Source organism: Streptococcus sp. 714 (assembly GCF_013277115.1).
Taxonomy (GTDB): Bacteria; Bacillota; Bacilli; order Lactobacillales; family Streptococcaceae; genus Streptococcus.
Genome location: NZ_VMMH01000001.1, coordinates 1 through 14015 on the forward strand (window position 1 = coordinate 1; position 14015 = coordinate 14015).

Here is a 14015-nt window from a genome sequence, read left to right on the forward strand (position 1 = left end):
CCAGATGGCTCTAAGGATGAAGTTCCAGTTAAAGTAACTGTAAAAGATCCACGTAGTGATGCGGATAAGAACGAACCAAAAGTAGCAACTAAAGATCCAGCAATTACTCCAGTAGTGAACCCATCAACTAAGAAAGCAGGAGCAAAAGAATTGCCAAATACTGGGACAGAGAAATCTAACGCTTCCCTTGGTCTTGTATTACTTGCAGCAGTTACAGGTGGACTTCTCTTCGCTAAAAAACGCAAGGAAGAAGAGTAAAACATTACTCTGATAAAGCAAACTTGAGAATCTTGATTCTATGGGTTTGCTAGCAAAGAGTTTGGGACTGAAAGTCACATAAATTAAAAAGCTAGAGTTCCGCAATTGGAAATCTCTAGCTTTTTTGTGGCTGAGAACTATTTTATCCCAGACTCTTTTAAATAGTTTAAAACATTTTCCAGGTTCTCTAAGGGCACCTTGGCAAATTGATAAGGGCAGACATCCAAGTATGCCTTTTCAAAGAAGTCCAAGCCCAGTTGACTGTGCTTGAGACTGGCGATTTTAGGATACTGTCTCAGGTCTAGCAATACACCATCGTGAAGAGGAAAATGAGGAAGGGGACAAGGTGTTTTAGTTAAGCTTTCCTCGATTTGTTTTTGGTAAGTTTCTTGATTGTTCAAGCGAGCCAGACGATTTTTCTCAAACAATTGACTGTCAATATAGAGTGACAGGGCTTTTTGCATGATGAGGTTGCTGTCGTAGTCTAGGATATTTTTGTAGGTTACAAAGGCTTCTTTGATAGTATTTGGCAGAATGAGTGCTGTAATCCGCAGAGCTGGAAAGAGGCTGGTTGAGAAGGACTTGATATAAATAACGCGCTCTTCTGTATCCAGATAGTGGAAGGTTTGGCCCTTCTTGGAGTCCAAATCCCCCAGATAGTCGTCCTCTACGATATAGACACCGTACTTGGTAGCTAAGTCAAGGATAGCTCGTTTGTCCTGCTCAGAATAGGAATGCCCCAGAGGATAGTGAAAACGAGGGATGGTATAGAAAAACTTAATTTTTCCTGTTTTGAAGTGACTTTCCAGCTCCTCCAAGTCAATCCCATCAATGCCTCGTTCAATGGTTTGATAGTCCAGACCTTGAGCAATCAAGAGGCGATTCATCCGATGATAGGTCGGTTGTTCCACCAAGATTTCCTTTGCTTGGCTAGGGAAGGAAATTTGAGAGAGGATAAAAAGGGCTTGTTGGGTTCCAGAAGTCAGTACCAGTTGGTCAGCCTTGCAGTAAAGGGCTTGGTCAAAGAGCAGTTTATGAATGGATTGTCTTAAGTCTTCTAAACCTTCTTGGTTGTCATAGTAGTTGAAGAGGTAGTTTTCCCGGCCAATCAAGGTTTCATTGACACAGAGTCGGAAATCGTCATAGGCACTGGCATGTTCGTCCGTAACCTCGATTTCTAGATCCTGATGTTGCCCTTGTTCTAGGACATAGTAGCCACTCTGGGGCTTGGCATAGAGGTATTGTTCGTGCCGTAATTCAAGCAGGGCTCGTTGAATGGTATCCTTGCTACAGTGAAAGTCAAGGCTCAGTTGACGGATAGAAGGCAGGCGACTTCCCGTCGGAAAGCGTCCAGACTCGATACCATTTTTTAGATAGGAAACGACCTCTTGGTACTTGCTTTGTTTCTTCATTCCAGACCTCCCTTGATTTTGTTACATTGTACCTTTTTTTTTCCTTCTTGGCAATGTTTAGAGTGTTTCTCTCGTTCACATCTAGAGGCAAATGTGGTATACTTAGGAGTAACATTTATAGAATAACAGACAAGAAAGTGAATGGATAAGAACGTGCAGGAACCAGTGAAATTATTTCAATACAATACCCTTGGAGCCTTGATGGCCGGCCTTTATGGTGGTACCATGACAGTAGGAGAATTGCTAGAGCATGGTGACCTTGGTTTGGGAACCTTGGATTCTATTGATGGGGAATTGATTGTCTTGGATGGCAAGGCTTATCAGGCCAAAGGATCAGGAGAGCAACCAGAAATTGTTGAAGTGTCGCCAGATGCCCTTATTCCTTACGCTGCAGTAGTACCGCACCAGGCAGAGGTCATTTTCCGCCAGCGCTTTGAGATGACAGACAAGGAATTGGAAGAACGGATTGAGTCTTATTATGATGGGGAAAATCTTTTCCGCTCTATCAAAATTCGGGGGGAATTTTCACATATGCATGTGCGCATGATTCCCAAGTCGACACCAGATACCAAGTTTGCTGATGTCGCAACCCACCAACCTGAATATAGTCGTGATAATGTGTTGGGAACCATCGTTGGTTTCTGGACGCCAGAGATTTTCCATGGAGTCAGTGTGGCAGGCTACCATCTGCACTTTATCTCAGATGATTTGACTTTCGGTGGACATGTCATGGACTTTGTCATCAAGGAAGGCATTATCGAGGTGGGAGCTGTTGACCAATTGGACCAACGTTTCCCAGTACAAGACCGTCAATACTTGTTTGCTAAGTTCAATGTTGAAGAGATGAGAAAAGATATTGAAAAGGCAGAATAGGAGAAGAAAATGACCATTCATATTATTATTACCATGGTGCTGTTGCTGGCTTTCTTGATAGGGAGCATTTGGTATGCCAAAAAGAAATACCAGATTAATCTAGCTGTCTTGGGCTTGGGGGCTGTCGCCTTCTTTGTCTCTTCACAGCTTTTGGAAAAACTGGTACATATCTTGGTTTTGCATCCTCAAAAAGACGGTAGTATTGCCCTCTTGCAGGATCATCCGCTTGTCTATATCCTCTATGGATTAGCTATGGCAGCCTTTTTTGAGGAAACAGCTCGCCTTGTTTTCTTCAAATGGTTGGAGAAAAAGAGAAGTTTGGAAAAAGCAGATGCCTTGGCCTATGGATTGGGACATGGTGGCTTGGAGTTGATTTTCCTAGGTCTTGCTAGTTTGCTTAATCTCTACATCGTTCTTTCGGCAGTTCAAACTCAGAATCCACAGGTTATGAAATTGCTGTCTGACAATATGTTGAAAACCATCCAGTCGCTATCTGTCTGGCAAATTTATTTGCTTGGTTTTGAACGAATTTTGGCGCTGGGCTTCCAATTACTTTTGACAGTTTGGGTTTACCAAGCTGTTCGCCAGAAAAAATGGATTTATCTCCTAGCAGCCTATGGCCTACATGCCTTCTTTGACTTAGCACCATCTCTAGTCCAAGTTGGCTGGTTGACCAATCCAGTCTTGGTGGAAGTTGTCTTAGCATTAGAGCTCGTTCTGGTTGCCTATGGAACCAAGGCTATCTTTTGCAAAAAATCATAAAAAGAGGGGAAACCTCTTTTTTGTTTAAAATAAGCCCAAGATTTTTTTAGGGTCGTCAAATGGTCTTAAAAATGGTATAATGGAATGAATTTTGTAAAAGGAAGAGTGACATGTCTGTAAGAGAAAAAATGCTTGAAATCTTAGAAGGAATTGATATCCGTTTTAAAGAACCCTTGCATAGCTATAGTTATACAAAAGTAGGTGGAGAGGCTGATTATTTGGTCTTTCCACGAAATCGTTTTGAGTTGGCGCGCGTTGTTAAATTTGCCAATCAAGAAAATATCCCTTGGATGGTTCTTGGGAATGCCAGCAACATCATTGTTCGTGACGGTGGGATTCGTGGATTTGTCATCTTGTGTGACAAGCTCAATAACGTTTCCGTTGATGGCTATACTATCGAAGCTGAAGCTGGTGCTAACTTGATTGAAACAACTCGCATTGCCCTCCGTCATAGTTTGACTGGCTTTGAGTTTGCTTGTGGCATTCCAGGGAGCGTCGGTGGAGCTGTTTTCATGAATGCAGGTGCCTATGGTGGTGAGATTGCCCACATCTTACAGTCTTGTAAGGTCTTGACCAAGGATGGAGAAATCGAAACTCTTTCTGCCAAGGACTTGGCTTTTGGTTACCGTCATTCAGCCATTCAAGAGTCTGGTGCAGTTGTCTTGTCAGCTAAATTTGCCCTAGCTCCAGGAAGCCATCAGGTTATCAAGCAAGAAATGGACCGCTTGACGCACCTACGTGAACTCAAGCAACCTTTGGAATACCCATCTTGTGGTTCGGTCTTTAAGCGTCCAGTAGGGCATTTTGCAGGTCAGTTAATTTCAGAAGCTGGCCTGAAAGGCTACCGTATCGGTGGCGTAGAAGTGTCAGAAAAGCATGCAGGATTTATGATCAATGTAGCAGACGGAACGGCCAAAGACTACGAGGGCTTGATTGAGTCTGTGATCGAAAAAGTCAAGGAACACTCTGGCGTTACTCTTGAGAGAGAGGTTCGTATTTTAGGTGAAAGCAAGTAGGATGCTGTAGTTGAAAAGCTGCTGCTATGTCATGGAAAGGGGGTGAAAGCCTATCGGTAGCGAAGATATATGCAGGTGGTTTTACTCCCTGCAAGAGGTAGTGGCGGCCTGACAGAGCCCTGATCTGTTAATCTATGAAAAAGAAGGAATTTATGCCAATTGAAAAAACCAATTATCGAATTCAAAAACGTCTCTAAAGTTTTTGAAGACAGCAACACCAAGGTTCTCAAAGATATCAACTTTGAGTTGGAAGAAGGGAAATTCTATACCCTTTTAGGCGCATCTGGGTCAGGGAAATCAACCATCCTAAACATTATTGCAGGTTTACTGGATGCGACGACAGGAGATATCATGCTAGACGGTGTCCGTATCAATGACATCCCAACCAACAAGCGAGACATCCATACGGTCTTCCAATCTTATGCCTTGTTCCCACATATGAATGTGTTTGAAAATGTTGCCTTTCCACTTCGCTTGCGTAAGATTGACAAGAAAGAAATCGAGAAACGCGTAGCGGAAGTTCTCAAGATGGTTCAGTTGGAAGGTTATGAAAAGCGTTCCATCCGTAAACTTTCTGGAGGACAACGTCAGCGTGTGGCAATTGCCCGTGCCATCATCAACCAACCCCGTGTGGTTTTGTTGGACGAGCCTCTGTCAGCGCTGGACTTGAAATTAAGAACAGATATGCAGTACGAACTGCGTGAACTGCAACAACGATTGGGCATTACCTTTGTCTTTGTCACTCACGATCAGGAAGAAGCCCTTGCCATGAGTGACTGGATTTTCGTTATGAATGATGGTGAGATTGTTCAGTCTGGAACTCCTGTGGACATCTACGACGAGCCAATCAACCACTTTGTTGCCACTTTTATCGGTGAGTCAAATATCTTGCCAGGTACCATGATTGAGGACTACTTGGTTGAGTTTAACGGCAAGCGATTTGAAGCGGTCGATGGTGGGATGAAGCCAAATGAACCAGTCGAAGTCGTGATTCGTCCAGAGGACTTGCGTATTACCCTTCCTGAAGAAGGCAAGCTACAAGTTAAGGTTGATACTCAGCTCTTCCGTGGGGTGCACTATGAAATTATCGCTTATGACGAACTTGGAAATGAATGGATGATCCACTCGACTCGTAAGGCCATCGTGGGTGAGGAAATCGGTCTGGACTTTGAACCAGAAGACATCCACATCATGCGTCTCAACGAAACTGAAGAAGAGTTTGATGCCCGTATCGAAGAATACGTGGAAATCGAAGAGCAAGAAGCAGGTCTGATCAATGCAATCGAGGAGGAAAGAGATGAAGAAAACAAGCTCTAAACTCTTTGTAGTGCCCTACATGCTTTGGATTGTACTCTTTGTGTTGGCACCCTTGGTCTTGATTTTCGGTCAATCCTTTTTCAATATTGAAGGACAATTCAGTTTAGAAAACTATAAATCTTACTTTGCGTCACAAAACTTGACCTACCTAAAAATGAGTTTTAACTCTGTGCTTTATGCAGGGATTGTGACCTTTGTGACCCTGCTTATCAGTTATCCGACAGCCCTCTTTTTGACCCGTCTCAAGCACCGTCAACTCTGGCTTATGCTGATTATTCTGCCTACCTGGATCAACCTTCTTCTTAAGGCCTATGCCTTTATTGGGATTTTTGGTCAGAATGGCTCTATTAACCAATTTTTGGAATTTATCGGAATCGGTTCACAGCAGTTGCTTTTTACCGATTTCTCCTTTATCTTTGTCGCAAGCTACATCGAGCTTCCCTTTATGATATTGCCAATCTTTAATGTCTTGGATGATATGGACAACAATCTCATCAATGCCAGCTACGACCTCGGTGCGACCAAGTGGGAGACCTTCCGACATGTCATCTTCCCTCTGTCGATGAATGGTGTGAGAAGTGGGGTCCAATCGGTCTTTATCCCCAGCTTGAGTCTCTTCATGCTGACACGTTTGATTGGTGGGAACCGCGTTATCACCTTGGGGACAGCCATTGAGCAAAACTTCCTGACCAATGACAACTACGGTATGGGTTCAACCATCGGTGTGATTCTCATCCTGACCATGTTCATTACCATGTGGGTGACTAAGGAAAGGAGAGAACGATGAAAAAATTTGCCAACCTTTATCTGGGACTGGTCTTTCTTGTCCTCTACCTGCCGATTTTTTACCTGATTGGTTATGCCTTTAACGCAGGCAACGACATGAATAGCTTTACAGGCTTTAGCTTGAGCCATTTTAAAACCATGTTTGGCGATGGTCGCCTTATGTTGATTGTGACTCAGACATTTTTCTTAGCATTTTTATCAGCCTTGATAGCGACCATTATCGGGACTTTTGGTGCCATTTACATCTACCAGTCTCGTAAGAAATACCAAGAAGCCTTTCTATCACTCAATAATATCCTCATGGTTGCGCCTGATGTTATGATTGGTGCCAGCTTCTTGATTCTCTTTACCCAACTCAAGTTTTCACTTGGCTTTTTGACCGTTCTTTCTAGTCACGTAGCCTTCTCCATTCCTATCGTGGTCTTGATGGTCTTGCCTCGTCTCAAGGAAATGAACGGTGACATGATTCATGCGGCCTATGACCTTGGTGCCAGTCAATTTCAGATGTTCAAGGAAATCATGCTTCCTTACCTGACTCCGTCTATCATTGCAGGTTATTTCATGGCCTTCACCTATTCGCTAGATGACTTTGCTGTGACCTTCTTCGTAACGGGAAATGGTTTTTCAACCCTGTCAGTCGAAATATACTCTCGTGCTCGTAAAGGGATTTCGCTTGAAATCAATGCCCTGTCTGCCCTCGTCTTTCTCTTTAGTATTATCCTAGTTGTTGGTTATTACTTTATCTCACGTGAGAAGGAGGAGCAAGCATGAAAAAACTCTATTCATTTTTAGCAGGAATTGCAGCCATCATCCTAATCTTGTGGGGAATTGCGACTCATCTAGACAGTAAAATCAATAGCCGAGATAGTCAAAAACTGGTTATCTACAACTGGGGTGACTATATCGATCCAGAACTCTTGGAGCAATTCACAGAAGAGACAGGCATCCAAGTCCAGTACGAGACCTTTGATTCCAACGAAGCCATGTATACAAAGATCAAGCAGGGTGGAACGACCTACGATATTGCCATTCCTAGTGAATACATGATTAACAAGATGAAGGACGAAGACCTCTTGGTACCTCTGGATTATTCAAAACTTGAAGGTCTTGAAAATATCGGACCAGAGTTCCTCAACCAGTCCTTTGACCCAGGCAATAAATTCTCCATCCCTTACTTCTGGGGAACCTTGGGAATTGTCTATAATGAAACCATGGTCGATGAAGCGCCTGAGCATTGGGACGACCTCTGGAAGCCAGAGTATAAGAACTCTATCATGCTCTTTGATGGGGCGCGTGAGGTGCTGGGACTAGGACTCAATTCGCTAGGCTACAGCCTCAACTCCAAGGATCCCCAGCAGTTAGAAGAGACAGTAGACAAGCTCTATAAATTGACTCCAAATATCAAGGCTATTGTGGCGGACGAGATGAAGGGTTACATGATTCAGAACAATGCTGCTATCGGCGTGACCTTCTCTGGTGAAGCCAGCCAAATGCTAGAAAAAAATGAAAATCTACGCTATGTGGTTCCGACTGAGGCCAGCAACCTTTGGTTTGACAATATGGTTATTCCCAAAACAGTCAAAAACCAAGATGCTGCCTATGCCTTTATCAACTTTATGTTGAAACCCGAAAATGCTCTCAAAAATGCGGAGTATGTCGGCTATTCAACACCAAACCTACCAGCTAAGGAATTGCTCCCAGAGGAGAAAAAAGAAGATAAATCCTTCTATCCAGATGCTGAAACCATGAAACACCTAGAAGTTTATGAAAAATTTGACCATAAATGGACAGGCAAATATAGCGACCTCTTCCTACAGTTTAAAATGTATAGGAAGTAGGAGATAAACGGATGAAAACGAATCAGTTAAGCTGGTTCGTTTTTTTTGAATCAGATGGAAGTATCAGTATGAAATTGAAAAATTCAATTCTTAATAAACTTTTTCAAAAATATTTAAGCTCTTGACCGTTATTAAGACCTTCTGTATAATGATATAGGAGAGATTATGCAAAGTTCTCAATATAAATAAAAGAGAAATACAATATGAATGAAAAGATATATTTGAAGGATATTTTCAGATTCAATGAGTTATTGTCACAATCGGAGTACAAAGGATATCGAATAAAGTTACGATTTAACAAGAATTGGGATGATTATAGTTTTGTTGATGATTATATCAGTGGATCTGAAGATTTTTTGCCATGGATTTTAAGTAATGGTTCAGATAAAAAAAGTCGAAATCGTAGAAATGAAATTCAGTTTCAATTTATAGAGGTAGAGTATCATAAATGGCTTTTTGTTGGTGCCTATCTTATAAAAGAAACGAATAGTCAGATAAAGCAAGTGACCTATGGGAACCATCATGTTAAGTTCGCTTTAGCTGAACGATTAAAAGAGTATGATAAGTTTATAGAAAAGGTTTTGGTTAATCATACTAATACAGGTCAATCATGGTTTTATGTTAATCCTAAAATAATTGAATCAGTTGTAGTAGAATCTGTAAGCAGTATTTCCTATTTTAATCAAACGTCTCATTTTCCAGATTATGAAAATATCTCATTTTCTTATCAAGAATTAAAGAAAAATTGGTCAAATAGTTCTTGGAGACAATATCTATCAGCTGTTTATGGTGTTTATGTTATTACTGATGCTAAGACAGGAAAACTCTATGTAGGTTCTGCTTATGGAGATAATGGAGTTTACGGAAGATGGTCTACATACTTAAGTGAAGGCTATGATAAATCCGAAATGGAAGAAAATCGTTATCCGAATAAAAGATTATGTGAAATAGTCGAAAAATACGGAATAAGTTATATTAAAAAGTTTTTTCAATATAGTTTATTAGAGATTTTTCCAAAGAATGAAGTTGGAAAACAAAAGGCACTTCAACGTGAACGATATTGGAAGAAAGTATTAAAATCTAAAGAACATGGTTATAATGCCAATTAGGAGGAGGTATAAATAGTTTGAATAATTGGGAAAGAGATTTTCGAGATGCAGAACGAAATCAAGAATTAAGAAGACAAAATAATTTGCTAGAACAACAAAGATGGGAGCAACAAGAATCTAATCAAAAACAACACGCCGCATTGCAAGAACAAAATCGTCTTGTTTGGAAGCAGAATAAGACATTACAAGAGAGAAATGAGTTAGAACGTCAGAGGCAATGGAATGAGGAATCTCGACATCAAAGAGAGTTAGAATTACGTAAGGAGCAACAATTTAAAGATAATATATTTGATTTAAAAAAACTGTGGGCCCAAGCTGAAACTGAAGATGAGAGAGGGAGAATTCAGATACTCTTAGCAGAAGCAGAAACTGAGTATAATCAGTATCTTCTTGAAAAAGAAAGACAAAAAGAACAGGAAGAATTAGCAAAGCGTCATCGAGAAAAAATCAATAGAATAAAGTGGTTTCTAGGTATAGTTATAAGCTTATTTTTATTAGTGATAATTGGAACTTTCTTTATAGCTATGAGCAAATCTAAATCATTTCATAACAGTACTAAGCAATCAACTCAATCATCTAATTCAGAAACCTCCACAAGTTCTACAAAGCAAGCTTCTCTTGGTGGAAATAAATCTAAAGATAAACAAACTTCATCAACAAGTTCTGCCTCTTCTAGACCACAGGCTACAAAAGTATATATTGGAAACCTTATTGGTTTAAGTAAATCTGACGCTATATCAGAATTGAAGAGTAGAAAAATTACTGAGAATCATATAAAAGTTGAGGAAGAAGAAAGTGATGAATATTCTCCCGGTACAATTTTACGTCAGAGTTTATCGGAGGGAACTTTATATGATTTGAATGATTCATCCGATATTATTTTGACTGTTGCAAAAGAACGAACTAGCGCTACAATGCCAAGTTATATTGGTTCAAGTTTTGAGTTTACCAAAAATAATTTAATCAACATTGTTGGTATTAAAGAAGCCCATATTGAAAGAGTAGAAGTTTCAACTGCTCCTGAAGGTACATCGGAGGGGACTGTAGTAGATCAAAGTCCGAAAGTAGGAGAGGAAGTTGATTTGAAACGTACACGAGTTAAAATTTCAATTTATAAGCCTAAAGCTCATCAAACATCACAAAGTAGATCTAGATAAATTAAAACGTTAATTTAGAAAGCTAACTCACTACTATTAGTTAAGGATCATTTCCAGTTGACGCAGACTTAAAAAAACGTTATAATAAGGAAAGTTGAGAATTGATTTTCAGTTGCCTTAGTCCAGAGAAATGGCGGTGCTGCGAGCCATCTAAGCTAGGAAATCATGCTACTCAATCATACAATTGCATAAGAATAAGAGAATGACAAGTTCATTGAATGAAGGTGGTACCGCGGTTTTTCGCCCTTCGTGATGTGAGCTTGTCTTTTGGTTTTTTGGAGGTGTTGATGAAAACATTTCTTGTCAAACAAAAGTTTCGTCTTGGAGGCGAACGCTTCGCTATCAAGGATGACAGGGGGGAAATCGCCTATCAGGTGGAGGGATCATTTTTTAAGATTCCCAAAACCTTTACCATATATGATGCTAATGGTGAACAGGTCAGTCAGATCAGTAAAGAAATCTTGACCTTGTTGCCTCGTTTTGAGATTCAGCTTAGGGATGGGTCGAATTTTGTCATTCGTAAGAAGTTGACCTTCTGGCGAGATAAGTATGAGTTTGATAATCTGGGTCTTCGTATCGAGGGCAATATCTGGGATTTGGATTTCAAATTGCTGGATGAACGCGATCAGCTGATTGCGGAAATCAGGAAAGAACTCTTCCATCTGACCTCTACCTATACCGTAACGGTTCTTGAGGATGCTTATGCAGACCTAGTCATTTCCCTCTGTGTCGCGATTGACTATGTGGAAATGCTGGAAAGCCAATCACATTAAATAAGTAATAAGGAGACAATATGAAACAACTATCTAGTGCACAAGTACGCCAAATGTGGCTTGATTTCTGGGCGACTAAAGGTCACTCAGTAGAACCATCAGTGAGTTTGGTTCCTGTAAATGATCCAACTCTTTTGTGGATCAACTCTGGGGTAGCAACTCTTAAGAAATACTTTGACGGGACTATCATCCCTGAAAATCCACGTATTACCAATGCTCAAAAAGCGATTCGTACCAACGACATTGAAAACGTAGGGAAGACTGCGCGTCACCACACCATGTTTGAAATGTTGGGGAACTTCTCTATCGGGGATTACTTCCGTGACGAAGCCATCACTTGGGCTTATGAGCTTTTGACAAGCCCTGAGTGGTTTGACTTCCCAGCTGAAAAACTGTACATGACCTACTATCCAGACGATAAAGATTCTTACAACCGCTGGATTGAAGTGGGAGTGGATCCAAGCCACTTGATTCCAATTGAGGACAACTTCTGGGAAATCGGTGCGGGACCTTCTGGACCTGATACAGAGATTTTCTTTGACCGTGGAGAAGCTTTTGACCCAGAAAATATCGGTCTTCGCCTTCTTGCAGAAGATATTGAAAACGACCGTTATATCGAAATCTGGAACATCGTTTTGTCACAATTTAATGCAGACCCTGCTGTTCCTCGTAGCGAATACAAGGAATTGCCACACAAGAACATTGATACGGGCGCTGGTTTGGAGCGTTTGGTGGCGGTTATCCAAGGGGCTAAGACAAACTTTGAAACGGACCTCTTCATGCCGATTATCCGTGAAGTTGAGAGATTATCTGGTAAGGTTTATGACCAAGATGGCGACAACATGAGCTTTAAAGTTATTGCAGACCACATCCGTTCTCTTTCATTTGCCATCGGTGATGGTGCCCTTCCAGGAAATGAAGGCCGTGGTTATGTCCTTCGTCGTCTTCTCCGTCGTGCCTCTATGCACGGTCAAAAATTGGGTATCAATGAGCCTTTCCTTTACAAACTGGTTCCAACTGTTGGAAAAATCATGGAAAGCTACTACCCAGAAGTGCTTGAAAAACGTGACTTTATCGAAAAAATCGTTAAGAGCGAAGAAGAGTCATTTGCTCGTACCCTTCACTCAGGTCAACACTTTGCCCAAGGCATCGTAGCAGATTTGAAAGAAAAAGGTCAATCTGTTATCGCTGGTTCAGATGTCTTCAAACTTTATGACACTTATGGATTCCCAGTTGAATTGACTGAAGAAATCGCTGAAGAAGCTGGTATGACTGTAGATCGTGAAGGTTTTGAAGCAGCCATGAAAGAACAGCAAGAGCGCGCGCGTGCCTCAGCTGTCAAGGGTGGCTCAATGGGTATGCAAAATGAAACCCTTCAAAACATCACAGTGGAAAGCCGCTTTAACTATGAAGCATCACAATTGTCTTCTAAATTGGTAGCTATTGTAGCTGACAATGCAGAAGTAGAAGCTGTATCTGAAGGAACTGCCTCACTTATCTTTGCGGAAACTCCATTCTACGCTGAAATGGGTGGACAGGTAGCTGACCACGGACAAATCTTGGATGAGTCAGGTAAGGTCGTGGCTACTGTGACAAATGTTCAAAAAGCACCAAACGGACAAGCTCTTCACACTGTTGACGTCCTTGCACCGCTTGCCTTGAACCAAGAATATACCTTGGCAATCGATACAAATCGTCGTCACCGTGTCATGAAAAACCACACTGCGACTCACTTGCTTCACGCTGCCCTTCACAATATCCTTGGAAACCACGCAACACAAGCAGGATCTCTTAACGAAGTTGAATTCCTTCGCTTTGACTTTACGCATTTCCAAGCAGTAACTGCTGAAGAATTGCGTGCGATTGAACAGCAAGTCAACGAGAAAATTTGGGAAGCTCTTGAAGTTAAGACAGTTGAAACGGATATTGACACTGCCAAGGAAATGGGAGCTATGGCCCTCTTTGGTGAGAAATACGGTAAAGAAGTTCGTGTTGTTACTATCGGTGACTACTCTATCGAGCTTTGTGGTGGTACCCACGTTGGCAACACTTCTGAGATTGGACTCTTCAAGATTGTCAAAGAAGAAGGGATTGGATCAGGAACTCGCCGTATCTTGGCAGTAACTGGTAAGGAAGCCTTTGAAGCCTACCGTGAACAAGAAGACGCTCTTAAAGCTGTTGCAGCAACTCTTAAAGCACCTCAACTTAAAGAAGTTCCTCACAAGGTAGAAGGACTTCAAGAACAACTTCGTCAATTGCAAAAAGAAAATGCTGAGTTGAAAGAAAAAGCCACAGCTGCAGCCGCAGGCGACATCTTCAAGGATGTTAAGGAAGTCAACGGTCACCGTTACATTGCTAGCCAAGTGTCTGTATCAGATGCCGGTGCCCTTCGTACCTTTGCAGATAACTGGAAACAAAAAGACTACTCTGACTTGCTTGTCCTAGTTGCTGCTATCGGTGATAAGGTCAATGTCCTTGTAGCAAGCAAGACAAAAGACCTTCATGCAGGGAACCTTGTCAAAGAATTGGCACCAATCGTCGATGGACGTGGTGGTGGTAAACCAGACATGGCCATGGCAGGAGGAAGCAACCAAGCTAAAATCCAAGAATTGTTGGATGCGGTAGCAGGTAAATTGTAATCAAGCAATACTCTTCGAAAATCAAATTCAAACCTCGTCAGCTTCACCTTGGATTTTATATGTGACTGACTTCGT

Annotated in this window: 12 protein-coding genes and 1 pseudogene; 12 read left to right on the forward strand and 1 reads right to left on the reverse strand. The window is 41.5% G+C overall.

Features of this window, described 5'->3' with window-relative positions:
- Positions 1–258: LPXTG cell wall anchor domain-containing protein (locus HT718_RS09690; protein WP_173266444.1), on the forward strand; the 258-nt coding region annotated here is incomplete at its 5' end.
- A gap of 137 nt (positions 259–395) precedes the next feature.
- On the opposite strand, the gene HT718_RS00010 is transcribed toward HT718_RS09690, so the two are convergent.
- Positions 396–1670, reverse strand: a complete 1275-nt coding sequence (locus HT718_RS00010) for a PLP-dependent aminotransferase family protein (protein ID WP_173266446.1) — start codon at positions 1668–1670, stop codon at positions 396–398.
- A gap of 141 nt (positions 1671–1811) precedes the next feature.
- Between HT718_RS00010 and budA the strand changes: the two genes are divergently transcribed.
- The 11 genes and pseudogenes from budA to alaS all read left to right on the forward strand — a co-directional run bounded on the left by budA (position 1812) and on the right by alaS (position 13940).
- Positions 1812–2543: an acetolactate decarboxylase gene (gene budA / locus HT718_RS00015; RefSeq protein ID WP_173266448.1), complete on the forward strand. Its 732-nt coding sequence runs from the start codon at positions 1812–1814 to the stop codon at positions 2541–2543.
- A gap of 9 nt (positions 2544–2552) precedes the next feature.
- Complete coding sequence (locus HT718_RS00020) at positions 2553–3305, forward strand: YhfC family glutamic-type intramembrane protease (RefSeq protein WP_173266450.1); 753 nt, start codon at positions 2553–2555, stop codon at positions 3303–3305.
- Positions 3306–3415: 110 nt separating this feature from the next.
- Complete coding sequence (murB, locus tag HT718_RS00025; protein ID WP_173266452.1) at positions 3416–4321, forward strand: UDP-N-acetylmuramate dehydrogenase; 906 nt, start codon at positions 3416–3418, stop codon at positions 4319–4321.
- A 159-nt stretch (positions 4322–4480) separates the two neighbouring features.
- Complete coding sequence (locus HT718_RS00030) at positions 4481–5638, forward strand: ABC transporter ATP-binding protein (protein ID WP_173266454.1); 1158 nt, start codon at positions 4481–4483, stop codon at positions 5636–5638.
- Positions 5619–6425, forward strand: coding sequence for an ABC transporter permease (locus tag HT718_RS00035; protein WP_000753806.1), 807 nt, complete (start codon positions 5619–5621; stop codon positions 6423–6425). The genes HT718_RS00030 and HT718_RS00035 overlap by 20 nt, the downstream gene beginning before the upstream one ends.
- Complete coding sequence (locus HT718_RS00040) at positions 6422–7195, forward strand: ABC transporter permease subunit (protein ID WP_000712740.1); 774 nt, start codon at positions 6422–6424, stop codon at positions 7193–7195. The genes HT718_RS00035 and HT718_RS00040 overlap by 4 nt, the downstream gene beginning before the upstream one ends.
- Positions 7192–8262 (forward strand): ABC transporter substrate-binding protein, encoded by a 1071-nt coding sequence (locus tag HT718_RS00045; RefSeq protein WP_173266456.1) that lies wholly within the window; start codon positions 7192–7194, stop codon positions 8260–8262. Before HT718_RS00040 ends, HT718_RS00045 begins: the two co-directional genes overlap by 4 nt.
- Before the next feature lie 203 nt (positions 8263–8465).
- On the forward strand, positions 8466–9371 hold the full coding sequence (locus tag HT718_RS00050) for a GIY-YIG nuclease family protein (protein ID WP_173266458.1): 906 nt from the start codon (positions 8466–8468) through the stop codon (positions 9369–9371).
- A 680-nt stretch (positions 9372–10051) separates the two neighbouring features.
- A pseudogene (locus HT718_RS09490) lies at positions 10052–10528 on the forward strand (PASTA domain-containing protein); the annotation flags it as partial.
- 287 nt (positions 10529–10815) lie between these two features.
- Positions 10816–11301: an LURP-one-related/scramblase family protein gene (locus HT718_RS00060; RefSeq protein WP_031240394.1), complete on the forward strand. Its 486-nt coding sequence runs from the start codon at positions 10816–10818 to the stop codon at positions 11299–11301.
- A 20-nt stretch (positions 11302–11321) separates the two neighbouring features.
- Positions 11322–13940: an alanine--tRNA ligase gene (gene alaS, locus HT718_RS00065; RefSeq protein ID WP_173266460.1), complete on the forward strand. Its 2619-nt coding sequence runs from the start codon at positions 11322–11324 to the stop codon at positions 13938–13940.
- The last annotated feature ends 75 nt before the right edge of the window (positions 13941–14015 follow it).

Bases quoted from the DNA above. Each gene is read 5' to 3' on its own strand.
- HT718_RS00010 (WP_173266446.1), bottom strand. From the start codon at position 1,670: ATGAAGAAACAAAGCAAGTACCAAGAGGTCGTTTCCTATCTAAAAAAT.
- budA (WP_173266448.1), top strand. From the start codon at position 1,812: ATGGATAAGAACGTGCAGGAACCAGTGAAATTATTTCAATACAATACC.
- HT718_RS00020 (WP_173266450.1), top strand. From the start codon at position 2,553: ATGACCATTCATATTATTATTACCATGGTGCTGTTGCTGGCTTTCTTG.
- murB (WP_173266452.1), top strand. From the start codon at position 3,416: ATGTCTGTAAGAGAAAAAATGCTTGAAATCTTAGAAGGAATTGATATC.
- HT718_RS00035 (WP_000753806.1), top strand. From the start codon at position 5,619: ATGAAGAAAACAAGCTCTAAACTCTTTGTAGTGCCCTACATGCTTTGG.
- HT718_RS00040 (WP_000712740.1), top strand. From the start codon at position 6,422: ATGAAAAAATTTGCCAACCTTTATCTGGGACTGGTCTTTCTTGTCCTC.
- HT718_RS00045 (WP_173266456.1), top strand. From the start codon at position 7,192: ATGAAAAAACTCTATTCATTTTTAGCAGGAATTGCAGCCATCATCCTA.
- HT718_RS00050 (WP_173266458.1), top strand. From the start codon at position 8,466: ATGAATGAAAAGATATATTTGAAGGATATTTTCAGATTCAATGAGTTA.
- HT718_RS00060 (WP_031240394.1), top strand. From the start codon at position 10,816: ATGAAAACATTTCTTGTCAAACAAAAGTTTCGTCTTGGAGGCGAACGC.
- alaS (WP_173266460.1), top strand. From the start codon at position 11,322: ATGAAACAACTATCTAGTGCACAAGTACGCCAAATGTGGCTTGATTTC.